General features: G+C 71.7%; 24 protein-coding genes and 1 rRNA gene. 14 read left to right on the top strand and 11 right to left on the bottom strand.

Features of this window, described 5'->3' with window-relative positions; translation table 11 throughout:
• From rrf to ACZ6YG_RS41840, 3 genes are all read left to right on the top strand, one after another.
• Positions 1-70, top strand: a 5S ribosomal RNA gene (rrf, locus tag ACZ6YG_RS41850); the annotation flags it as partial.
• 141 nt (positions 71-211) lie between these two features.
• The gene (locus ACZ6YG_RS41845) at positions 212-694 is read left to right on the top strand and encodes a low molecular weight protein-tyrosine-phosphatase (protein ID WP_466020998.1); all 483 of its coding nucleotides are present in this window, start codon (positions 212-214) and stop codon (positions 692-694) included.
• Positions 681-1,466: a fructosamine kinase family protein gene (locus ACZ6YG_RS41840; RefSeq protein ID WP_466020997.1), complete on the top strand. Its 786-nt coding sequence runs from the start codon at positions 681-683 to the stop codon at positions 1,464-1,466. Before ACZ6YG_RS41845 ends, ACZ6YG_RS41840 begins: the two co-directional genes overlap by 14 nt.
• On the opposite strand, the gene hisN is transcribed toward ACZ6YG_RS41840, so the two are convergent.
• Positions 1,463-2,245: a histidinol-phosphatase gene (gene hisN / locus ACZ6YG_RS41835; RefSeq protein ID WP_148029323.1), complete on the bottom strand. Its 783-nt coding sequence runs from the start codon at positions 2,243-2,245 to the stop codon at positions 1,463-1,465. The two genes, ACZ6YG_RS41840 and hisN, sit on opposite strands and share 4 nt — an antisense overlap.
• Positions 2,246-2,345: 100 nt before the next feature.
• Here hisN and ACZ6YG_RS41830 point away from each other — a divergent pair, with 100 nt between their 5' ends.
• Positions 2,346-2,789 (top strand): DUF4442 domain-containing protein, encoded by a 444-nt coding sequence (locus ACZ6YG_RS41830; RefSeq protein WP_148029324.1) that lies wholly within the window; start codon positions 2,346-2,348, stop codon positions 2,787-2,789.
• Positions 2,790-2,796: 7 nt separating this feature from the next.
• On the opposite strand, the gene rsgA is transcribed toward ACZ6YG_RS41830, so the two are convergent.
• From rsgA to ACZ6YG_RS41815, 3 genes are read right to left on the bottom strand one after another with little or no spacing between them, the layout of a single operon-like run.
• Positions 2,797-3,855 carry a ribosome small subunit-dependent GTPase A gene (rsgA, locus tag ACZ6YG_RS41825; RefSeq protein ID WP_261808317.1) on the bottom strand — a complete coding sequence of 353 codons (1,059 nt, stop codon included), beginning with the start codon at positions 3,853-3,855 and terminating at the stop codon, positions 2,797-2,799.
• Between the two features lie 34 nt (positions 3,856-3,889).
• Positions 3,890-5,179, bottom strand: coding sequence for a 3-phosphoshikimate 1-carboxyvinyltransferase (gene aroA, locus ACZ6YG_RS41820; protein WP_466020996.1), 1,290 nt, complete (start codon positions 5,177-5,179; stop codon positions 3,890-3,892).
• Between the two features lie 28 nt (positions 5,180-5,207).
• Positions 5,208-5,699 (bottom strand): Uma2 family endonuclease, encoded by a 492-nt coding sequence (locus ACZ6YG_RS41815; RefSeq protein ID WP_466020999.1) that lies wholly within the window; start codon positions 5,697-5,699, stop codon positions 5,208-5,210.
• A gap of 249 nt (positions 5,700-5,948) precedes the next feature.
• Between ACZ6YG_RS41815 and ACZ6YG_RS41810 the strand changes: the two genes are divergently transcribed.
• Positions 5,949-6,695: an SOS response-associated peptidase gene (locus tag ACZ6YG_RS41810; RefSeq protein ID WP_148029327.1), complete on the top strand. Its 747-nt coding sequence runs from the start codon at positions 5,949-5,951 to the stop codon at positions 6,693-6,695.
• 158 nt (positions 6,696-6,853) lie between these two features.
• Entirely contained in the window at positions 6,854-7,186 is a 333-nt protein-coding gene (locus tag ACZ6YG_RS41805; RefSeq protein WP_148029328.1) for a TraR/DksA family transcriptional regulator, read from the top strand.
• 4 nt (positions 7,187-7,190) lie between these two features.
• On the opposite strand, the gene ACZ6YG_RS41800 is transcribed toward ACZ6YG_RS41805, so the two are convergent.
• Positions 7,191-7,928, bottom strand: coding sequence for a class I SAM-dependent methyltransferase (locus tag ACZ6YG_RS41800; protein WP_148029329.1), 738 nt, complete (start codon positions 7,926-7,928; stop codon positions 7,191-7,193).
• A gap of 233 nt (positions 7,929-8,161) precedes the next feature.
• Between ACZ6YG_RS41800 and ACZ6YG_RS41795 the strand changes: the two genes are divergently transcribed.
• From ACZ6YG_RS41795 to ACZ6YG_RS41765, 7 genes are all read left to right on the top strand, one after another.
• A complete protein-coding gene (locus ACZ6YG_RS41795) occupies positions 8,162-8,767 on the top strand; it encodes a sigma-70 family RNA polymerase sigma factor (RefSeq protein ID WP_261808837.1) in 606 nt (201 codons plus the stop codon).
• Positions 8,764-9,030 (top strand): mycothiol system anti-sigma-R factor, encoded by a 267-nt coding sequence (gene rsrA / locus ACZ6YG_RS41790; protein WP_148029330.1) that lies wholly within the window; start codon positions 8,764-8,766, stop codon positions 9,028-9,030. The genes ACZ6YG_RS41795 and rsrA overlap by 4 nt, the downstream gene beginning before the upstream one ends.
• A gap of 9 nt (positions 9,031-9,039) precedes the next feature.
• Positions 9,040-9,978 (top strand): NAD-dependent epimerase/dehydratase family protein, encoded by a 939-nt coding sequence (locus ACZ6YG_RS41785; protein WP_466020995.1) that lies wholly within the window; start codon positions 9,040-9,042, stop codon positions 9,976-9,978.
• A 225-nt stretch (positions 9,979-10,203) separates the two neighbouring features.
• Positions 10,204-11,559: an HD-GYP domain-containing protein gene (locus ACZ6YG_RS41780; RefSeq protein WP_219548976.1), complete on the top strand. Its 1,356-nt coding sequence runs from the start codon at positions 10,204-10,206 to the stop codon at positions 11,557-11,559.
• The gene (locus ACZ6YG_RS41775) at positions 11,556-12,815 is read left to right on the top strand and encodes an HD-GYP domain-containing protein (protein ID WP_148029333.1); all 1,260 of its coding nucleotides are present in this window, start codon (positions 11,556-11,558) and stop codon (positions 12,813-12,815) included. Before ACZ6YG_RS41780 ends, ACZ6YG_RS41775 begins: the two co-directional genes overlap by 4 nt.
• Before the next feature lie 133 nt (positions 12,816-12,948).
• A complete protein-coding gene (locus tag ACZ6YG_RS41770; protein ID WP_466020994.1) occupies positions 12,949-14,319 on the top strand; it encodes an acetyl-CoA carboxylase biotin carboxylase subunit in 1,371 nt (456 codons plus the stop codon).
• Positions 14,320-14,352: 33 nt separating this feature from the next.
• The gene (locus ACZ6YG_RS41765; protein WP_148029334.1) at positions 14,353-14,565 is read left to right on the top strand and encodes a biotin/lipoyl-binding carrier protein; all 213 of its coding nucleotides are present in this window, start codon (positions 14,353-14,355) and stop codon (positions 14,563-14,565) included.
• Here the strand turns inward: ACZ6YG_RS41765 and ACZ6YG_RS41760 are convergent.
• A complete protein-coding gene (locus ACZ6YG_RS41760) occupies positions 14,555-14,935 on the bottom strand; it encodes a thioesterase family protein (RefSeq protein WP_187280954.1) in 381 nt (126 codons plus the stop codon). The two genes, ACZ6YG_RS41765 and ACZ6YG_RS41760, sit on opposite strands and share 11 nt — an antisense overlap.
• 245 nt (positions 14,936-15,180) lie before the next feature.
• On the opposite strand from ACZ6YG_RS41760, the gene ACZ6YG_RS41755 reads away from it, so the two are divergent.
• The gene (locus ACZ6YG_RS41755) at positions 15,181-16,743 is read left to right on the top strand and encodes a serine/threonine protein kinase (protein ID WP_466020993.1); all 1,563 of its coding nucleotides are present in this window, start codon (positions 15,181-15,183) and stop codon (positions 16,741-16,743) included.
• 7 nt (positions 16,744-16,750) lie between these two features.
• Here the strand turns inward: ACZ6YG_RS41755 and ACZ6YG_RS41750 are convergent, their stop codons facing one another.
• The 5 genes from ACZ6YG_RS41750 to ACZ6YG_RS41730 all read right to left on the bottom strand — a co-directional run bounded on the left by ACZ6YG_RS41750 (position 16,751) and on the right by ACZ6YG_RS41730 (position 21,676).
• The gene (locus tag ACZ6YG_RS41750) at positions 16,751-18,397 is read right to left on the bottom strand and encodes an acetolactate synthase (RefSeq protein ID WP_148029336.1); all 1,647 of its coding nucleotides are present in this window, start codon (positions 18,395-18,397) and stop codon (positions 16,751-16,753) included.
• A gap of 52 nt (positions 18,398-18,449) precedes the next feature.
• Complete coding sequence (locus tag ACZ6YG_RS41745) at positions 18,450-19,211, bottom strand: DUF4097 family beta strand repeat-containing protein (RefSeq protein ID WP_148029337.1); 762 nt, start codon at positions 19,209-19,211, stop codon at positions 18,450-18,452.
• On the bottom strand, positions 19,208-19,861 hold the full coding sequence (locus ACZ6YG_RS41740; protein ID WP_148029338.1) for a response regulator transcription factor: 654 nt from the start codon (positions 19,859-19,861) through the stop codon (positions 19,208-19,210). Before ACZ6YG_RS41740 ends, ACZ6YG_RS41745 begins: the two co-directional genes overlap by 4 nt.
• The gene (locus ACZ6YG_RS41735; RefSeq protein WP_466020992.1) at positions 19,852-21,012 is read right to left on the bottom strand and encodes a sensor histidine kinase; all 1,161 of its coding nucleotides are present in this window, start codon (positions 21,010-21,012) and stop codon (positions 19,852-19,854) included. The genes ACZ6YG_RS41740 and ACZ6YG_RS41735 overlap by 10 nt, the downstream gene beginning before the upstream one ends.
• An 82-nt stretch (positions 21,013-21,094) precedes the next feature.
• On the bottom strand, positions 21,095-21,676 hold the full coding sequence (locus ACZ6YG_RS41730; protein ID WP_466020991.1) for a helix-turn-helix domain-containing protein: 582 nt from the start codon (positions 21,674-21,676) through the stop codon (positions 21,095-21,097).
• Positions 21,677-21,712 lie beyond the last annotated feature (36 nt).

The raw sequence follows: 21,712 nt of genomic DNA, 5'->3' as shown, positions 1-21,712 counted from the left end.
GGAAGTTAAGCTTCTCTGCGCCGATGGTACTGCACTCGGGAGGGTGTGGGAGAGTAGGTCACCGCCGGACAATTTTCATATGGGAAAGGCCCCGAGGCTACGGCTTCGGGGCTTTTCTTGTTTCTGGGGCCACCGCGATCACGCCGGTACGTTCCGGCTCCGCGAGGGCGAACGGACGACCGGCACTCCGGACGGGCCCCATGATGGAGGTATGACTTCAGTGACTTACCGCGTGTGCGTGGTCTGCATGGGCAACATCTGCCGCTCCCCGATGGCCGCGACCGTGCTCCGCAAGGTGCTGGACGGTCACGGGCTGGGCGACCAGGTGATCGTGGAGAGCGCCGGCACCGGCGGCTGGCACGCCGGTGGGCCGATGGACGAGCGGGCGCTGCGGGTGCTCGCCGCTCACGGGTACGACGGATCCGAGCACGTCGCCCAGCAGTTCACCGCCGACTGGTTCGACCGCTACGACCTGGTGCTGGCCATGGACCGCGACAACCGGGCGTTCCTCAGCCGGATGGCGTCCTCCGGCGTGGAGGTGCGGCTGTTCCGTTCCTTCGACCCTGACGCGCCTGCCGGCGCCGAGGTGCCCGACCCGTACTACGGCGGCGATGAAGGGTTCGTCGAGGTGCTTACCCTGGTGGAGGCCGCGTCCGTGGGCATCGCCAAGCACATCGCCGATGAGATCGACTGAGGACCTGGGCACGTCCCACGGCTGGCGGTTGCAGCGGGGCGTGCTCGACGACGGCCGCGTGGTGTTCGCCAAGACGGGAGCCCGTTCGCCGGTCTTCGCCTCCGAGGCGGCCGGGCTGCGCTGGCTGGGCGAGGTCATCGCTGTGCCCGAGGTGATCGAGGCCGGTGCGGATCGGCTGGTCCTGTCGTGGGTGGACGAGGAGCCGCCGAGCGCCGCCGCGGCCGGGCGCTTCGGCCGCGACCTGGCGCTCATGCACCGGGCCGGGGCCGACGCCTTCGGCGCGCCCTGGCCGGGGTTCATCGCGGAGCTGCCGATGGACAACACGCCCGCCGGCGACTGGCCGACCTTCTACGCGGAGCGGCGGGTGCTGCCGTTCGCCCGGACGGCCCGGCTGCCGTCCCGTGACCTGGAGCTCGTCGAGCGGGCGGTGGCGCGGTTCGCCGAGGTCGCCGGGGAGCCGGAGCCGCCCGCCCGCATCCACGGCGACCTGTGGAGCGGCAACCTGCTGTGGTCGGGCGGCCGGGTCGTGCTGGTCGACCCCGCGGCCCACGGCGGCCACCGGGAGACCGACCTGGCCATGCTCGCGCTGTTCGGGGCGCCGTACCTGGACCGGATCCTGGGCGCGTACCAGGAGGAGGCCCCGCTTGGGGACGGCTGGCGCGAACGGGTCCCGCTGCACCAGCTGCATCCGCTGCTCGTGCACGTGGTGCTGTTCGGCGGCGCGTACCACGGCAGCCTGATGGACGCCGTGGCGAAGGTGCTGGCGCTCTAGGAGTTGAGCCGGCTGATGACCTCGTCGTGCAGGAGGCCGTTGGTGCACACCAGGCTGCCGCCCTCCAGGCCGCGCACGCCCGCCGTGTCGGTCCAGCGACCGCCCGCCTCCTCGACGATGACCGTGAGCGCCGCCATGTCCCACGGCGACAGCTCCGGCTCGGCCGACAGGTCCACCGAGCCTTCGGCCACCATCATGTGCGACCAGAAGTCACCGTACGCGCGCGTGCGCCAGCAGGAGCGGCCCAGGTCGAGGAAGCCGTCGAGGCGGCCGGTCTTCTCCCAGCCGCTGAAGCTGGAGTAGGAGAAGGACGCGTCGCCGAGGCTGGAGACGGACGACACGCGCATCCGGGTCGCCTTCGTCAGGCTCCTGCCGGTCCATGCGCCGCCGTCGGTCGCCGCCCACCAGCGCCGGCCCAGCGCCGGGGCCGACACCAGGCCGACCACGACCTTGCCGTACTCCATGAGCGCGATCAGCGTCGCCCAGACGGGGACCCCGCGCACGTAGTTCTTGGTGCCGTCGATGGGATCGACGATCCACGACCTGGCCCCCCAGCCGGTCTTGCCGAACTCCTCACCCACCACCGCGTCGCGCGGCCTGGCGCGGCGCAGCGTGCCGCGGATCGACTCCTCGACGGCGCGGTCGGCGTCGCTGACCGGGGTGAGGTCCGGCTTGGTCTCGACCTTGAGGTCGACCGCCTTGAAGCGCCGCATCGTCAGGTCGTCGGCGGCGTCGGCCATGACGTGGGCGAGACGGAGGTCATCGTGGTATCCCTGCACGAAGTGTCACGCTACCGTGCCGCCTGTGCCGAACAGCAGTCACCCGCGGCGGCTTTTCTGATAAGCCCGATTTTCGGTTACCGGCTAGTAGCATGCGGGCATGTCACTTGACGTCGGCGATCTGCTGCTCCAGACCGTGCCCTTCGCTCGCACTCTCGGCATCACCTTCGACTCGGCCGCCGACGGGCGCGCCGTCTGCCGCCTGCCGGACCGGTCCGACCTGCACAACCATGTCGGCGGTCCGCACGCGGGCGCCCTGTTCACCCTGGCCGAGTCGGCGTCCGGCGCCGCCATGCTCACGGCCTTCGGCGACCAGCTCAATCGGGCGGTCCCCCTGGCCACCGCGTCGACCGTCCGCTACCTCAAGCTGGCCAAGGGCGAGATCGTGGCCTCGGCGCGGCTGCTGGCCGCGCGCGAGGAGGTGGTGGGGCGGCTGGACGCCGGTGAGCGGCCGGAGTTCGACGTCGAGGTCGAGGTACGGAACGAGGAAGGCACGGTGGTGGCCACCCTCACCGTCTCCTGGACCCTGCGCCCTTCCCGCTGAGGTCGGGTCAGGGGCTGTCGTCGAGCGCGCCTTCCCGGCTGGCCAGGAGGCGGCGGAGGGAGCGCAGGCGGGCCGTGTCGGCGTGACCGGCGGCCACCCAGGCGTCCAGGGCGCAGCCCTCCGTCAGGTGGGTGCAGCCCTTGGGACACTTGACCGTGCCCTCCACCAGGTCGGGGAAGGCGGCCAGGACCGTCTCCACCGACACGTGGGCCAGGCCGAAGCTGCGGACACCGGGCGTGTCGATGATCCACCCGCCTTCGGGCAGTTCGAGGGCGACGGCCGAGGTGGAGGTGTGGCGGCCGCGCCCGGTCACGGCGTTCACCTGCGACACGGCTCGGTTCGCGTCGGGGACGAGCACGTTGACCAGCGTCGACTTGCCCACCCCCGAATGCCCGACCAGCACGCTGATGCGCCCCTTGAGGTGGTCGCGCAGCTCGTCCAGCGAGCCGCCCCGGTGGACGACGACGTGCGGCACCCCCAGCGGGGCGTACTGGGCCACCAGGTCGTCCGGCGGCGCCAGGTCGGACTTGGTCAGGCAGAGCAGCGGGTCGATCTCCGCGTCGAACGCCGCCACCAGGATGCGGTCGATCATGCGCGGCCGGGGCGGCGGGTCGGCCAGCGCCGTCACGATGACGAGCTGGTCGGCGTTGGCCACCACCGGCCGCTCGATGCCGTCGGTGTCTTCGGTGTCGTCGGCCGAGCGCCGCAGCATGGACGTGCGCGGCTCCACCCGGACGACCCTGGCCAGCGTGTCGGGCCGGCCGGAGACGTCGCCCACGAGCGCCACCCGGTCGCCGACCACGATGCCCTTGCGGCCCAGCTCGCGCGCCTTCATGGCCACCACCAGGCGGCGCTGCTGCTTGCGCCTGGCCTCCACCAGTGTCGTGTAGCGGCCCCGGTCGACCGCCACCACGAAGCCCTGCTCCGCGTCGTCGTGGGCAGGGCGGATGCGGGTCCGCGGCCTGGAGCCCTTGCCCGGCCTGACCCGTACGTCGTCCTCGTCGTACTCCCGCCTTCTCAGCGGTCCACTCCTATGACCTCGCTGGCTCGTCCAGAGGGGCCGCATACCCCGGGAAGGGGGAGGTATCCGCGCATGGCGGTCACCGGTCGCCCAGCATGGCGGCCCACATGTCGGCGAACTCCGGAAGGGTCTTACCCGTCGTCGCGATGTTCTCCACCTCGACGCCGGGAACGGCCAGGCCGATCACCGCGCCGGCCGTGGCCATGCGGTGGTCGTCGTAGCTGTGGAAGAGGCCGCCGCGCAGCGGGCGGGGACGGACGACGAGCCCGTCGCCGGTCTCCTCGGCGTCGCCGCCGAGCCGGTTGATCTCGGTGACGAGCGCGGCGAGCCGGTTGGTCTCGTGGCCGCGCAGATGGGCGATCCCGCGCAGGCGGCTCGGCGTGCCGGCGAGCGCGGCCAGCGCGGCGACGGTCGGGGTCAGCTCGCCCACCTCGCGCAGGTCGGCGTCGATCCCGGCGATCTCTCCCGTGCCGCTCACGACGAGGTCGGCGACGTCGCCTGAGGCGGACTCCAGACGGACGTCGCCGCCCATCCGGGCGAGCAGGTCGCGCAGCGTGTCGCCCGGCTGGGTGGTCTCCAGCGGCCAGCCGGGGACCGTCACCGTGCCGCCCGTGACGAGGGCGGCGGCCAGGAACGGCGCCGCGTTCGACAGGTCGGGCTCCACCACCCACTCGCGGGCCGCGATCGGCCCCGGCTCGACGCGCCACACGTCGGGCTCGTGGTCGTCGACCCGGACGCCGGCGGTGCGGAGCATGTGGACGGTCATCTGGATGTGCGGCTGCGAGGGGACCGGCGGGCCGACATGGCGGACCGCCACCCCCTTCTCGAACCGGGCGGCCGCCAGCAGCAGGCCCGAGACGAACTGCGACGAGGCCGAGGCGTCGACCGTCACCTCGCCGCCGGTGAGCGGCCCGTGGACGGTGAACGGCAGCGCGTCGCCGTCGACCCGTGCGCCGAGCGCCCGCAGCGCGTCGAGGATCGGGCCCATCGGGCGCTTGCGCGCGTGCGGGTCGCCGTCGAACGCCACCGGGCCGTCGGCGAGGGCGGCCACCGGCGGCACGAACCGCATGACGGTGCCGGCCAGCCCGGCGTCGATGCGCGCGCCGCCGCGGATCGGCCCCGGCGTGACCGTGTAGTCGACGCTTGAGGCGGTCTCGGCCGACGCGGTGAGCGTGGCGCCGAGGGCCCGCAGCGCCCCGGCCATCAGGTCGGCGTCGCGGCTGCGCAGCGCGCGGCGTACGACACAGGGACCGTCGGCGAGTGCGGCGAGCACCAGCGCCCGGTTGGTCACCGACTTCGAGCCGGGCAGCGAGACGGACGCCGAGACGGGAGCGTCGGCGTGCGGGGCGGACCAGTGGGCGTCAGGCATGCTCAAAGCCTACTGGCCCGCCGCGCCGTCACAGGAAGACGGCGGTGTCGAGCAGGAAGTCGACGGGGTCGGGGAGGTGGATCTCCTTGCCCAGGTCGACGCTGGTGGAGATCGTGTAGCGCCCGTCCTTCGGCTCGCTGAACACGGTGACCTGAGCGGGCGCCGCGATGGGGTCGACGAGCAGGTAGATCGGGATGCGGGCGGTCGCGTAGATGCCGGGCTTGTGCTCCCTGTCGTCGCGCACGCTGCTGGCCGACACGACCTCGCCCGCCATGACGAGCCCGCTCGCGTACACCTCGCGATCTCCCCAGCGGGGCGCGTCCGGCGGGCACACGGCGACGTCCGGCTCGTACGGGTCACGTGTCCCGTCGGCGCAGATGCCGAGACCGGCGACGGCCTTCCAGCCGCGGGCGCCGACGTGCGGGCGCAGCACGACGGCGAGGGTGGTCGCCATGTCCTGATGTTCAAAGGTGCCTAGGGGGCTCACTATCAACCTTCCGTCGATGATCTCGGCGCGCATCTTCGTGCGGCCGACCAAGGCGTCGTAGACGTCGCGAAGGGTCGTGAGCTCGTTTTCGCCCGCGGGGTCGGGCGGGACTTCGCCGGTCGTGGCGGACACCTCCGGCTCGGGAGACGGAGCGGGGCATCCGTGAGTCTTGCGAGAAGTCGTCACCATCGTCCGTATCCCTTCGTGTCCTCTTCGATACTCAGAGTATTGCGCATGCGACTCGTACACGCGAGCGAATGACGGACGTGGCAGTGTGGAGGAATGTGCGGTAGATACGCGTCGGCGCGCGACAAGCACCAGCTCCTCGAGGAGTTCCAGGTGGAGCAGGACGCCGACCCTGAGAAGGAGCTGGGCGCCGACTACAACGTGGCGCCGACCAAGAACGTCTACGCCGTCCTGAGCCGCGTGCCGAAGGACGCCGAGCGTGCGGTGCGGCAACTGCGGGTGGTCAAGTGGGGCCTGGTGCCGGCGTGGGCCAAGGACCCGTCCGTCGGGTCGCGGATGATCAACGCCAGGGCGGAGACGCTGGCGGAGAAGCCGTCCTACCGGCAGGCGTTCGCCAAGCGGCGCTGTCTGCTGCCCGCCGACGGCTACTACGAGTGGATGCCGGTCGAGGGCGACAAGAAGAAGAAACAGCCGTACTTCATCCATCCGTCCGACGGCGGGGTCCTGGCGATGGCGGGGCTGTACGAGTTCTGGAAGGACCCGAACCGCGCCGACGACGACCCGCTGAAGTGGCTCGTCACCTGCACGGTGATCACCACGGACGCGGAGGACGAGCTGGGCCGCATCCACGACCGCATGCCGATGATGATCGAGCGTGAGCGCTGGGGCGAGTGGCTCGACCCGAAGGTCACCGACACGGAGCAGGCGCAGCGGCTGCTGGTGCCGGCCCAGCCGGGCAGGCTCACCGCCCACCCCGTCGGCACCGACGTCAACAACGTCAGGAACAACGGCCCCGGCCTCGTCGAGCCGCTTCCGGAGGAGGGGGAAAGCGCGCTTTTCTGAAGGTGTAAGGAGCGTGTGAAGCGGGCATCCGGTGAGGAAAGCAATGGCATGCGTGTACGCGGTGTCACTGCTTATCAAATGCCCCTCAATCGCACCGCGCGGGATTACCGGGGAGCTCCCGTCGCGGGTTGCCCTCACTTTCCCGGAGGTGCGGATCCGTGGACGCCGCGACCGCTCGTGAGCGACTGGAAGACATGCTCGCCGAACTCGACCGTTCGATCGGGGTGCTGCAGGGCGACCCGGTGGCGATCCGGGAGTATTCTGCCGCCGACGCGGGCTCCGACCTGACCGACGCCGATCGCGCCAGGGCGATGCTGACCGTCGCGACGACGCAGCGCAGGGCGGTGGTCGATGCCATCAAGAGGCTGGACGAAGGCACCTACGGACGGTGCGTCGACTGCGGCGCGCTGGTGCCCGAGGGCAGGCTGGAGGCCCGCCCGGAGGCGTCGCGGTGCGTGCAGTGCCAGGGCAAGCGCGAGCGCAGGCGCTGACCGCTCAGATCTTGCGGGCGCTGGCCACCAGGTGGATGCCGACCGTGTCGTCCTCGTCCGGACGCGCGTCGAGCTCGGTGCGCACCAGGTAGGACAGGGTGCGCGTGTCGGAGCCGAGCACGTGGTCGACCGTCGAGGGCGACAGCACCGTGCGCGGACGCACCCACTCGACGTCGAGGCCGGCGCCCATGAGCAGCTCGCGCAGCTGCGTGCTGCTGAAGCAGCGCGTGATGCTGCCGTCGGGCCACGGCACCAGCATGACCTCGCCGGTCTGCCGCAGGTGTTGCCACTGGCCCTGCTCGGCCAGGATCGCCATGCCGAGCACCAGCGAGTCGACGCACACCAGGGCGCGCCCGCCGGGCTTGAGCACGCGGGCCACGTCGCTCATCGCCGACTCGGCCATCAGCTCGATCGACATCGCGCGTTCCTCGGCGACCACCGCGTCGACGCTCTCGTCGGGCAGGAAGGACAGGTCGTCGGCGCGCACGTGGCGGACCAGCCCCGCCTCCCGCAGCCGGACGCCCTCGGAGGTCCGGCGGAAGTCGAGCACCTCGATCACCCGGTGACCCGCCCGGGCGGCCTGACTGGACCACCGGCCGCGGCCGCCGGACAGGTCGAGGACGACCGAGGGCTGGGCGGGGAGCCATCTGCTGAGCTGTTCGGCGACGACGGCGTGGTAAAAGGTCCAGTACGGCCCCAGCGTTCCTGAGCCGTTGAGTTCCTCGGCCGGAATGGGCAGCACGCGCGACTCCTGGGTTCCGGAAAATGGCTACCAGCCGGTACGTATGGTTTTCCCCGCACCGGGTTGTTCGTCACCTTCTATCTTGCGGGAACAGACGAAGACACGGGCGTGTTGCGAGGAGCATGCTCACTTTGCTCGACGCCCTCCCCGATGACCGCCCGGTCACCGGCGAACGGGTATCCTCCCCTGAGTACGGTGTCCCGCCACAGCTGGTCACCGGTGATCTTAGGGGGGTGGGTCCGGTGCCCGCGACAGGCGCGGAGACTCTGGAACAGCGGGGCGAGCGGTTCGAGCGTGATGTCATGCCTTACCTCGAGCAGCTCTATTCGGCCGCGCTCCGGATGACCCGGAACCCCGCCGACGCCGAGGACCTGCTGCAGGAGACCTTCGCCAAGGCGTTCGCGTCCTTCCACCAGTTCCAGGAAGGCACCAACCTCAAGGCGTGGCTCTACCGTATCCTCACCAATACTTTCATCAACAATTACCGCAAGAAGCAGCGCGAGCCCAAGCAGGCCGGCACCGAGGAGATCGAAGACTGGCAGCTCATGCGGGCCGGCTCCCACACCTCCAGCGGGCTGAAGTCGGCTGAGGTCGAGGCGCTCGAGCACCTCCCCGACGGCGACGTCAAGGAGGCCTTGGCCGCGCTGCCCGAAGACTTCCGGATCGCTGTCTACCTCGCCGACGTCGAGGGCTTTCCTTACAAGGAGATCGCCGACATCATGGGCACTCCGATCGGCACCGTGATGTCAAGGCTCCATCGCGGGCGCAGACAGTTGCGCGGTCTTCTGGAGGATTACGCTCGTGAGCGGGGCCTGGTCCCGACGGAGGGATCGAAATGAGCTGTGGCAAGCCGCATGAGACCGACTGTCGTGAGGTGCTCGACAGGGTCTACGAGTACCTCGACGGCGAGCTGACCGCCGGAGATGTCGCCGACATCCGCGTGCATCTCGACGAGTGCGGCCCCTGCCTGGAGGAGTACGACCTCGACAAGGCGATCAAGCAGCTCGTCGCCAAGAAGTGCGGCTGCGATCCGGTCCCCGACGACCTGCGTGACAAAGTGCTGGCGCGTATCGCACGGGTGAGGGCCGAGCTGTCCGACTAGGATCTCCCCATGCGCGTGCTTGTCACCGGGGGTGCCGGGTTCATCGGATCCAATCTCGTCGACCGTCTGCTCGCCGAAGGGCATGAGGTCGCCGTCGTCGACGACCTGTCCTCGGGCGGCCGCGACAACCTCGCCCAGGCGACCGGGACCGGCCGGCTCCGGCTGCATGAGCTCGACATCCGCGACCCCGCCCTGGTCGCCCTGGCCGCCGAGCTGAGGCCGGAGGTCGTCTGCCATCTCGCCGCGCAGATCAGCGTGCGCAAGAGCGTCGCCGACCCGGTGCTCGACGCCAGTCTCAACGTCACCGGCACCGCCGCCGTGCTCGCCGCCGCGCGTGAGGGCGGCGCGCGCAAGGTGGTGTTCGCCTCGTCCGTCGCGGTCTACGGCAGGCCGCAGACGATCCCCGTGCCGGCCGGCGCCCCCACCGACCCGCGCTCCCCTTACGCCGCCTCCAAGCTCAGCGGCGAGACCTATCTCGCCGCCTTCCGGGGCCTGTACGGCATGGAATACACCACGCTCGTGCTGGCCAACGTCTACGGGCCGCGCCAGTCGCCCGAAGGCGAGGCGGGCGTGGTGTCGATCTTCACCGACGCGCTGCTCGGCGGCACTCCCACGGTCGTCTACGGCGACGGCACGCAGACCCGCGACTACGTCTACGTCGACGACGTCGTGGAGGGCTTCGTCCGGGCGTGCGGCTCCGCCGGCGACGGCCGCCGGTTCAACCTCGGCACCGGCATCCAGACCACCGACCGCAGGCTCCACTCGCTGATCGCCGACGCGGCCGGCGCGCCCGACAAGCCGGGCTTCGCCCCGCCGCGGCCCGGCGATCTGCCGGCCATGGCCGTCGACCCGGTGCCCGCCTATGAGGGCCTCGGCTGGGAGCCGCGCGTTGATTTGTCCACAGGCGTGAAGAACACGGTCGAATGGGCCAGAAGTCGCCGCAGGTAGTTGTTCGATTACACTTTGCTTGCGATTCGTGACTCGGCCGGTTTGCGGGCGCCGTCTTCTGTAGCGTGAGCCCCAGAAATCGACGTGGAGGCCAGCGCATGTTGAAGCCACTGATCGCCCGGCTGTTCACGGCCGTCGTGCTCATCACCCCCGTGGCCGCGTTCCTGGTGGGCATGGCCACGCCCCCCGGGGTTTCCTGGACCTGAACGTGCGTTGGGGGCCGCAATGCGTGATCTGCCGTGGCCCGCGAGGGTCTACCTGGTCGCCCTGATCGGAGCGGTGGCCGGGCTCGTCGGGTGGAGCGCCGTCGCGCCTGGAGGCTCGGCCGTCGCGGGCAAGCTCGACGTCCTGCTCGTGCTCATGCTCCTGTTCCTGGTGTGCGAGTCGATGCCGACGTTGCTGACCGTGGAGCATTTCGCGGTGTCGGTCAGCTTCTCGGCGGCGCTGGCCGCCGTGGTGCTGATCGGGCCCGAGGGTGCGGCCCTGGTGGGGCTGACCGCCGTGCTGAGCGTGCGGCCCGGGCTGCCGCTCATCAAGCGCGTCTTCAACGGGGCGCAGTTCGCCATCTGCGGCTACGCGGCCGGCTTCGTCTACGTCTGGCTCGGCGGCGCGATCGGCGTGCCGGAGGTCCACGAGTTCGACGACCTCATCGGCCCGTACGTCGGCGCCACCGCGGTGTTCGTGCCGCTCAACATCCTGCTCACGCTCACCATGGTCCGGCTGGCGACCCGCGTCAGGCCGGTCGAGATGCCGTTGCGCGGGCTGGCCCAGTTCCTGCTGTCCTACTTCGGCTACGGCACGTTCGGGTTGCTGGTGGCGGGCCTGTGGGCGACCATCCAGTCGATCTCGGCGGTGCTGGTGCTGGTGCCGCTGTTCGTGGCGCGCTGGGCGTTCGGCCAGTATCACGCGCAGCAGCGCTCGTACGACGCCACGATCGCGGCGCTGTGCCAGGCGGTGGAGACCAAGGACTACTACACCCGAGGCCACTGCACCCGGGTGTCACTGGCGTCCGGCATGATCGCCGAGGAGGTCGGCATGGGCGTGGAGCGGATGCGCGCCATCCGTTACGCGGGCATGCTGCACGACGTGGGCAAGCTCGGCGTGCCGACCAAGGTGCTGCAGAAGGACGGGCCGCTCACCGAGGAGGAGTTCGCCGCGATCCAGCTCCACCCGATGCGCGGGCTGGAGATCGTGCAGGGCATCGACTTCCTCGACGAGGCGTTCGCCGGGATCATGCACCACCACGAGCGCCACGACGGCAAGGGCTACCCGATGGGGCTGGCCGGCGACGAGATCCCGGAGTTCGCCCGGATCATCGCGGTGGCCGACGCGTTCGACTCGATGACCTCCGTCCGCTCCTACCGCGGCGCGCGGCCCGTCAGCGTGGCCGTGGAGGAGCTGCGCAAGGGGGCGGGCACCCAGTTCGACCCGGTGATGGTGGCGGCGTTCGTGCGGGCGCTGGAGCGCGAGCCGTGGCAGCCGCCGCGGCGCGTCGACCTGCCGCCGCCCGACGCCGCCGAGACCCCCACGAAGGACCACGACGACCCCACCATGCCCATCCAAGTGGTGACCGGGCAGTGACCCGCGCGCTCCGGCGGCTCCGCACGGGTCAGCTGCTGCTCATCTGCACCGCGGGCGCCGTGGCTCTGGCGGGCATCGCCCATGTCTCGGCCGAAGGGCTCGACCGGCCGGAGATCGCCGTCGGGTTCGGCGCGCTGATCGCGGCCGGAGAGCTGGCCAGGCTCACCATGCCGGGCAACCGGGAGGTCGCCCCGATCGGGGCCGCCGCCGCGCTCGGCTACACGCTGCTGCTCGACCTCAGCCAGGTCCAGCTGCACCACTCCGCGCTCCAGGTCGTGGCGGTGATCGCGGTGGGCATGATCGCGGGCGCGCTGCCCCACCTGGCGGTCGGCCGTCCTCCCCGGCTCGACGCGATGGCCCGCCGCCTGCTCACCGGCGCGCTGCTGGCCGCCGCCTTCAGGCCGCTCGCTGATCCGCTCTACTGGCTGACCCAGGGCGAGGGCGGCACCTGGTGGCCGGCCCTCGGCGTGATGGTGGTGCTGATCGGCCTGATGCTGCTGATCGACATGCTGATCGCGGCCATGCTCAGGGCGGAGCAGGTGCGCACGGCCTTCCGGGTGGCGCTGCGCGACGAGCTCAACGTCGCCTTCCCGCTCGGCGCCGCGGTGGCGTCCTCCGGGGTGCTGCTGGCGCTCGCCACGCACAGCATGGACCTCGTGGCGCTGCTCGTGTTCGCGGCCCCGCTGCTGGTCACCCAGGTGGCCTTCCGCAAGTACGCCGGGATCCGCGCCACCTACCTGCAGACCGTGCGCGCCCTGTCCAGGGTCACCGAGGTCGGCGGCTACGTCGAGCCGGGCCACTCGCGCAGGGTGAGCCGCCTGGCCGTGGCCGTCGGCAGGGAGCTGGGCATGGCCGAGCCGGAGCTGCTGGAGCTCGAGTACGCCGCGCTGATGCACGACATCGGCCAGCTCTCGCTGCGCGACCCCATCCCCGGCGGCGCCACCGTGCTCGCCGAGCCCGACCAGGCCCGGCGCATCGCCGAGCTGGGCGCCGAGGTGATCAGGCAGACAGGGGTGCTGGACCGGGTGGCCGACCTGGTGAGCCGCCAGTGCGACCCGGTGAGCGAGGACCCTCCGCTGGCCAGCCGCATCATCAAGGTCGTCAACGCCTACGACGACCTGCTGGGCGGGTCGACCGACCGCGACCGGGCGAGCGCCGCGCTGGAACGGCTGAGGCTGGGCGCGGGGGTCGCGTACGATGCCGACGCGGTCGAGGCGCTGGCCCGCGTGGCGGGCCGCCTGCTGCTGCGGCTGTAGGGGTCGCGCAGTGAGCCGGGCCGCTAGCGGGTTTCCGTGAGCTCACCATTGTAGGAATCCTACAGAACCGGTTGTCCGGATCGGTGGTGTCGAGGGAAAGGGATCAGGGGTGCGGGAGCCGTAGGGTTGCTCCGTGCTGACTGAGTCGCTGGGGCCTGTTCTGGTCGCCAACCGGGGAGAGATCGCCCGCCGGATCATCCGTACCGTCAAGCGGCTGGGGCTGCGGGCGGTGGCGGTCCACTCGGAGGCGGACGCGGGGTTGCCGTTCGTGCGTGAGGCCGACGAGGCGGTGCTGATCGGCCCGGCCGCGCCCGCGCAGAGCTATCTCGACACGGCCAAGGTGCTGGAGGCGGCCAGGGCGACCGGAGCCCGCGCCGTCCACCCCGGTTACGGGTTCCTGGCGGAGAACGCCCGGTTCGCGCAGGCCGTGATCGACGCCGGGCTGGTCTGGGTCGGGCCGTCGCCCGAGGCGATCGACCGGATGGGCGACAAGATCAACGCGCGTAACCTGATGGAGGCGGCCGGCGTGCCGGTCGCGGCCGGCACCCGCGAGCCCGCCACCGACCTCGACCTGGCGCTGGAGGCCGCCCGGAGCATCGGCTACCCGGTGATGGTCAAGACCGCCGGGGGCGGCGGCGGGATCGGCATGAGCGTGGCGCGCGACGAGAGGGAGCTGGCCAAGGCGTTCGAGCAGGCGTCCAGGGCGGCCGCGCGGTTCGCCACGGGCGACGCGCCGGCCGGGCCGGCCATCCTGCTGGAGCGCTACATCGAGCGGGCCCGCCACGTCGAGGTGCAGATCCTGGGCCTGCCCGGCGGCAAGGTCGTGGCGCTGGGCGAGCGCGACTGCTCGGTGCAGCGCCGCCACCAGAAGGTGGTGGAGGAGTCGCCGTCACCCGGGCTGACCCCCGAGCTGCGCGAGCGCATGCTCGCGGCGGCCGTGCGGGCCGGGGAGGCGGTCGGCTACCTCGGCGCCGGCACCGTCGAGTGCCTGGTCGACGCCGACGCGCAGGACTTCGTCTTCCTGGAGATGAACACCCGGCTCCAGGTGGAGCATCCGGTCACCGAGCTGGTCACCGGGCTCGACCTGGTGGAGCTGCAGCTGCGGGTCGCGGCGGGGGAGTGTCCCGAGGTGACGACGGCGACGGCCGGGCACGCGATCGAGTTCCGCGTCTACGCCGAGGACCCGAAGCGCTTCTTCCCCGGGCCCGGCACGATCACCGTGTGGGACGAGCCGACCGGCGACGGGGTGCGGGTCGACTCCGGCTACGCGGCCGGTGACACGGTGACCCCGTTCTACGACCCGCTCATGGCCAAGCTGTGCGTGCACGCGCCGACCCGTACCGAGGCGCTGGAGCGGGCCCGCAAGGCGGTGGCGAGCTTCACCGTCGAGGGTCCCAAGAACAACCTGGCGTTCTGCGCGGAGCTGCTGGAGCACCGCGAGTTCGTCAAGGGTGACTACGACACGGGTCTGGTGGCGCGGATGCGCGGCGGCAGGCCCGCGTGACATTGTTGGATCATTTCCTCGAAGGGAGTCGCGGTGGCTGAGGTCCGTGCGGAGATGGTGGCGAACGTCTGGAAGGTGGTCGTCAAGGAGGGCGATGCGGTCTCCGACGGCGACACGCTGGTCATTCTCGAGTCGATGAAGATGGAGATCCCGGTGCTCGCCGAGGACGACGGCGTGGTGGTCCGGCTGAAGGTGGCCGAGGGCGACGTGATCCAGGAAGGCGACCTGATCGCCGTCATCGAGTGACGCGGCTCATGAACCTGTCGCGGTCGACCACGACCCGCTCGATCGTGCCGCGGGCGACGACCGCGTGCCTGTCGCGGGCGAGGAAGCCGAAGGTCAGCCGCCTGCCGTCGACCGCGGTCAGCTCGGTCTCGATCTCGACGTGGGTGCCGACCGGGCTGGCCGCCAGGTGCTCCAGCTCGGCGCGGGTGCCCACGGAGGTCTGGCCCGGCTCCAGGTGGTCGAAGACGGCCCGCACGGTGGCCTGCTCGGCGAGGGCCAGCAGGCGCGGTGTGGCGAGCACGGGCACGTCGCCGCTGCCGATCTTCGTCGCGGTGTCCTCCACCTCGACCATGATCATCAGCTGGGCGCGCAGACCTGGAGCGAGCGTCATGTGTCCAAGCCTAGTAGTCGACTACGGGCATCGAGATCTGGTGCAAAACGGGGACAAGCATGACCCCGAGGCCGCAGGATAGGGTTTGTACGGCTTATGGCATTTGTGTGGCGTGTGAGAAGGGTGAGTCGTACTCTCTCGAAGTTCCGTGACCTCTGTGTTACCTCACCGCGACACAAGTCCGCTTTGTTGGAGAACCCTGGGGTGGGCGAGGTTCGAGAGGTAGAGGGGTAGCGGGGGAAGTCATGGTGGCCCAAGGGACGACGCTGGCCGGGCGGTATCGTCTGGATACCCGCATCGGCGCGGGCGGCATGGGCGAGGTCTGGCGCGGCGAGGACACCGTCCTGGCCCGGACCGTCGCCGTAAAGGTGCTGCTTCCGGGCCGCATGCAAGACCCCGGGTTCCTGGCCCGTTTCCAGGCCGAGGCCAGGGCGATGGCCACGATCAACCACTCCGGGGTCGTCGACGTCTACGACTACGGCGTGAGCGGCGACACCGTCTACCTGGTGATGAAGTTCGTCGACGGCGAGCCGCTCGACCGGCTGCTCACCCGCCTGGGCCGGATCGCCCCCCAGCCGGCCATGGAGCTGATCGCGCAGGCCGCGTCCGCCCTGCAGGCCGTCCACGACCAGGGCATCGTGCACCGCGACGTGAAGCCGGGCAACCTGCTCGTGCAGCGCGACGGCACGCTCGTGCTCACCGACTTCGGGATCGCCCGCTCCGACCTGGGCAACCGGCTCACCGACGCCGGCATGGTGCTCGGCACCGCCGCCTACTGCGCGCCCGAGCAGGCCGAGGGCGCCCCGGTCACACCCGCGGTCGACATCTACGCGCTCGGCGTGGTCGCCTACGAGTGCCTGGCAGGGCAGCGGCCGTTCGACGGCGACAGCCCCGTCACGATCGCGCTCAAGCACATCAGGGAGGCGCCTCCGCCGCTGCCTCCCGACATCCCGCCGCCGGTGCGCGCGCTGGTGGAGCAGGCGCTGTCCAAGGACCCCGCGCGGCGCTTCCCGAGCGCCCGGGCGATGAGCGAGGCGGCGCGCATGATCGCCGCCGGCCAGTTGCCGCCCGCCCAGCCGTCCATGCCGTCGACGGGCGCCACCATGCCCCCGCCGGTGGCGTCCTATCAGACGGGCGCCATGCAGGCCCCCGAGGCGACCACGGTGGCGGGGCCGCGGCAGAGCCGCCGCGCCGCCGCCAAGGCGCCCCGCCGGGGCGGTCTGGTGGCCGCCCTGGCCGCGGCCCTGGTGGTCGGGGTGGGCGCGGGCGCGGTCGCGCTGACCAACATGAGCGGCGAGACGGTGCCGACCCCCGACCCGGACAAGGCGGCGATCAGCCAGCCGGCCGAGGTCACCGACGAGCCGACCCCCGCCAAGACCACCACGAAGCCGCCCAAGCCCAGGCCCACTCCGACGACGGAGACGCCGGTCCGCCCGGAGACGACGCCGACGCCCGAGGAGACGAAGCCGTCGCAGTCCCCCACTCCCACGGCGACCCCTACGGCGACGCCGTCCAAGACGCCCTCTACCACCCCGACGGCTCCCAAGCCCAAGAAGCCCGTGCCCTACGTGGTCGACCTGCCGTATCCGCAGGCGAAGTCCATGCTCAGCGCCTCCGGGTTCAAGATCTTCGCCGACGACCAGACCGGCGGCAAGGTCAAGGAGGAGTGCCTGAAGGTCGCGCAGAGCTGGCCGGACGGCGGGGAGGAGCTCATCGTGGGGAAGGTGGTCAAGGTCGTCCTCATCCCGATCGACCCCTGCGCCTCGTCCACTCCGAGCCCCACGGTCACGCCGGTCCCCAAGAACTGATAGGCCCTCACACCCCCGTGGTGTTGCGCGGGTAGGCGATCTCCGGGTCGGTGGCGATGTTCACCATGTACGGGATGCCGGAGTCGAACGCGCGGCGCAGCGCGGGCCCGATCTCCGACGGGTGGGTGACCAGCTCGCCGCCGCCGCCCAGCGCCGTCACCACCTGGTCGTAGCGACACTGCGGCTGCAGCTCGGCCGCCACGTCGTAGCCGTAGAGCAGCTGCATCGGGTGCTTCTCCAGGCCCCAGATGCCGTTGTTGCCGCAGATCATGACGACCGGCAGGCGGTGCCGTACGAGCGTGTCGACGTCCATCAGCGAGAAGCCCGCGGCGCCGTCGCCGAGCAGCAACACCACCTGGGAGGACGGGCGGGCCAGGCGGGCGGCGATGGCGTAGCCGAGCCCGGTGCCGAGGCAGCCGTACGGGCCGGGGTCGAGCCAGTTGCCCGGCTGCCGGGGCTCGACGTACTTGCCGGCGTAGGAGACGAAATCGCCGCCGTCGCCGATGACCACCGCGTCGTCGGCGAGGACCTTGCCCAGCTCGCCGTAGATGCGCATGGGATGGATCGGGTCGGTGTCGGCGGCCAGCAGTTCGGCGTCGCCGGCGATGGCCGCGGAGGCGGTGTCGGCGAGCGTGGACAGCCAGGCGGCGTAGCGGGAGGGCTTGACGCCCGCCTCGCCGCAGGCGTCGCCGAGGCTCCACAGCACCACGGACAGGTCGCCGGCGGTGGAGGCGGCCGGGGACATGTGGGTGACCAGGTGGGACGGGGCGTCGGTGATGTGCACCACCTTGGCCAGCGGCGCGCCGTCCTTGCCGCCGAACCAGCCGTAGCCGAGCCGGAAGTCGAGCGGGGTGCCGATCACGACGACCAGATCGGCCTTGGCGAACGCCTGGCCGCGGGCGCGGGTGACGAGCAGCTCGTGGCCGGCCGGCAGGATGCCGCGGCCCTGGCCGTTGGGGATGACCGGCAGCCGCCACGCCTCGGCGAAGTCGCGGGCGGCCTCCTCGGCCCGGTCCATCCACACGTCGGACCCGTACACCAGGACCGGGCGCTCGGCCTCGGCCAGCAGCCGGGCGATGGCGCGCAGGTCGTCGGGGTCGGGCTCCAGCGGCGAGGGCGTCTGCGTCTGCGGCTCGTGCACCGGCGACGGCGAGAACAGGTGGTCCATGTAGAAGTCGAGGAAGACGGGCCCCCGGTGCGGCGCCACGGCCGTGCGGAAGGCCATCTCGACGTCCTGGCCGGTCGACTCGGGGCCGGAGGAGGTGAACGCCAGCTTGGTGATCGGGGCCAGCAGCGGTGGGTGGTCCATCTCCTGCAGGGCGCCGCTGCCCCAGCGGGACTGGGGGGCCCGCCCGCCCATGACGACCACCGGCGAGCCGTTGAAGTGGGCCGTGGCCACGCCGCTGACGCCGTTGGTGATGCCGGGGCCCGCGGTGAGCACCGCCAGGCCGGGCTTCCTCGTCAGGCGGGCGGTGGCCTCCGCGGCGAACACCGCGCTCTGTTCGTGGCGCACGTCGAGGATGCGCATGCCCTCGTGCTGGGCGCCGTCGTACAGGGGGAAGACATGTCCTCCCGAGAGGGTGAACATGGTCTCGACACCATAGGCCTTGGACACGGCGACGGCGGCGTCACCGGCGTGCTTCGCAGACTCCATAGCCCGGAACTTACCAATGAGTCACATGAGTAAACAGCCTTCAAGGAGGAGGTCAGCAGCAGATGTGGATGACGCCGTCGCGGGTCGTGGCGCGCACCTTGCGTGACGAGGACGGGTCGACGCGGCTCTCGACGTCCGTCTCGGGGGCGCTGGCGGTCACGTCGTAGTCGCCTTCTGGCAGGTCCATCCCGATGTCGCCGACGGCCCTGACCACGGCGCGCACGTCGGCCGGGGGAGTGTCGAACGACAGCCGCACCGTGCCGGTGCCGGTCTCGGCGTCCACCACGCCGCCGCGCAGGCGTGCGGCGTCGATGTCGCCGGTCTCGCTGCGCAGCCGCAGGTCACCGGTCAGGTCGTCGGCGTCGACGAGTCCCCAGGCGGAGGTGAGGCTGACGTCGCCGTGGATGCCGCTGACGCTCAGCGAGGCGCTCGTGGTCGCCTCGATGTCGGTCTCCGGTGGGACGAACAGCTGGTAGTTGACCAGGCAGTCCGGCTGACCGGGGAGGTGGTCGCCGGGGCAGCCGCCGTCGAGGCGGAGCGCGTTGTCAGCCCACTCCTCGCTCACCGTGGGCTTCCGCCCGGTCCACATCAGCTGGCGCCCCACCCCGACGGAACCGGCCCGGCCCGCCTGGATGTGCACGTGGATGTCGTCGCCGGCCTCGATCGTCAGCGCGCCGCCCCGGAACGGGATGGACCGCCACGTCAGCTCGGTGGGCGGGCTGGGGTCGGCGACGGCCTGCCAGACGAGGTTGGTGGAGACGGCCAGCGCGACCACCGTCAGGGTCGCGCCCAGGACCAGCCAGAGCCGCCTCACGGCAAGCTCCTGATCTTGAGGAACTGGAGCACGGCCAGCACTCGCCGGTGGTCGCCCTCGGCGGGGGGCAGGTCGAGCTTGGCGAAGATGTTGCCGATGTGCTTGCCCACCGCGCCCTCGCTGAGCACCAGCGCCTGCCCGATGCCCGCGTTGGAGCGGCCCTCCGCCATCAGCTGGAGCACCTCGTACTCGCGGGGTGTCAGCCGGTCCAGCGGGTCGCTGTGGCCGCGCAGCAGGAGCTGGGCCACCACCTCCGGGTCGAGCGCGGTGCCGCCGGCCGCGACCCTGCGCAGCGCGTCGACGAACTCGGCGACGTCAGCCACCCGGTCCTTCAGGAGGTAGCCGACGCCGCCCGTGGCGGACGACAGCAGCTGGGCGGCGTAGCGCTCCTCCACGTACTGCGACAGCACCAGGACGGCGAGCGCCGGCCGCTGGCGGCGCAGCACCAGCGCGGCCCGCAGCCCCTCGTCGGTGTGCGTGGGCGGCATGCGGACGTCGGTGAGCACGAGGTCGGGCCGGTGCTCCTCGGCGGCCCGCAGCAGCCCTTCGGCCTCGGCCACGGCCGCGACCACCCGCATGCCCGAGCCCTCCAGCAGCCGGATCAGCCCTTCGCGCAGCAGTACGGAGTCCTCGGCGAGCACTATGCGCACGGTAGTTCCACCTCGATCGTCGTCGGCCCGCCCAGCGGGCTGCTCAGCCGCAGCGTGCCGTCGACGGACTCGACCCGCTGGGCCAGGCCGCGCAGCCCGGTGCCCCGGTCCATCGTCGCGCCTCCGCAGCCGTCGTCGTACACCAGCAGGCGCAGCCGGTCGCGCTCGCGCCGCACGGTCACCTCGGCCCGGGTGGCCGCGGCGTGCTTGGCGATGTTGGTCAGTGCCTCGGACACGGTGAAGAACGCCACCGCCTCGATCGTCGGGGAGACGCGGCGGTCGATGCCGACCTCCAGCCGCACCGGGATGGGGGCCCGCGCGGCCACGCCGGAGAGCGCCGCGTCCAGGCCCTGGTCGTTGAGCACCGCGGGGTGCAGGCCGCGGACGAGGTCGCGCAGCTCCCTGAGCGCCTGCTTGGCCTCCTCGTGCGCCTGCTCGATGGCCTGGCGCGCGGGGTCGGGAAGGTCGGTCAGCGTGGCGCGGGCGATGCCGAGGTTCATCGCGAGCGACACCAGCCGCTGCTGGGCGCCGTCGTGCAGGTCGCGCTCGATGCGGCGCCGCTCGGCGTCCGCGGCGTCGATCACGCCCGCGCGGCTCTCGGTCAGCGTCTCGATCCGCTCGTCCAGCTCCTTGCGGCTGGGGCCGAGCAGCGCGCGGGCGATCGCCAGGTCCAGCGCGGCCATGACGCGGGCCAGCAGCGGCGCCAGCACCAGCAGGACGACGCCGGCCAGCGCGTAGACGACCGCCACCGCGGGGTCGCGCAGGTCGGGCGTGAAGACCATGGGCGGCGGGCTGGACAGCGGCCCCAGGAAGGCCAGCACGCCCACGAGGCCCGCCCCCCAGGCCAGCGACACCAGGACGGCCGCGGGGAAGCTCACGAGCGGCGACAGCGCGTGGTAGCCCACCTGCCGCCACAGGCTCAGCGTGCGCCAGCCGGACGCCACCGGGACCGGCGGGATGCGCGCCCCCTGGAACGCCGCGAACCTGGAGCGCTGCACCCCGGTGAGCCAGGGCAGGGCGTGGCGGAGCGCGGCGGGGAACAGGGCCAGCGGGAGCGTCGCCGCGGCGAGCAGGCAGGCGACGGGCAGCCCGGTGATCACTTGCGCGGTGTCCAGCCAGGCCCTGGCCGACCAGGGACGGGGGACCTTCATGGAATCCACCGTATTGAGGTGGAAGGTCCGCTGGACATGGGTTTGTCGTCCGGGTACGGGGTGGGGTTAGCCCCACCCCCGGTCAGGTGCGCGACTTCGGCCTGGCCCGGACGTGCATGCGCTCGCCCTGCCGGCCGAAGAGGCTCAGGACCTCGACGGGCTCCTCGTCGGCGGAGCCGAACCAGTGGGGCAGCCGCGTGTCGAACTCGGCCGCCTCCCCGGCCTTCAGCACCAGGTCGCGGTCGGCCAGCACCAGGCGCAGCCGTCCGGACAGCACGTAGAGCCATTCGTAGCCCTCGTGGGTCTGCGGCTCGGGTGTGCCGCCCCGGTGCGGGATGATCATCTTGAACGCCTGCAGGGGCCCCGGCTGGCGGGTCAGCGGCAGCACGGTCATGCCGTTGAGCCGCCGTGGGGTGGGGCGGATGCGCGGGTCGCCGACCTCGGGCGCGCCCACCAGCTCCTGCAGCGGCACCTGGTAGGCCTGGGCGATGGGCAGCAGCAGCTCCAGCGTGGGCCGGCGCTGCCCCGACTCCAGGCGCGACAGCGTGCTGGTGGAGATGCCGGTGGCCTCGGCCAGCCCGGTGAGGGTCAGGCCGTGCTCGGCGCGCAGCCGCTTGAGCCGGGGGCCGACCTGGGTCAGGACGTCCTCGATCGCTTCCGTCATGGCCACTCCCGCAACGTGACTTGCCGTTCCGGCAAT

It is taken from the genome of Nonomuraea sp. NPDC054003 (assembly GCF_055585125.1).
This window is presented reverse-complemented; position numbering and strand designations above follow the sequence as displayed.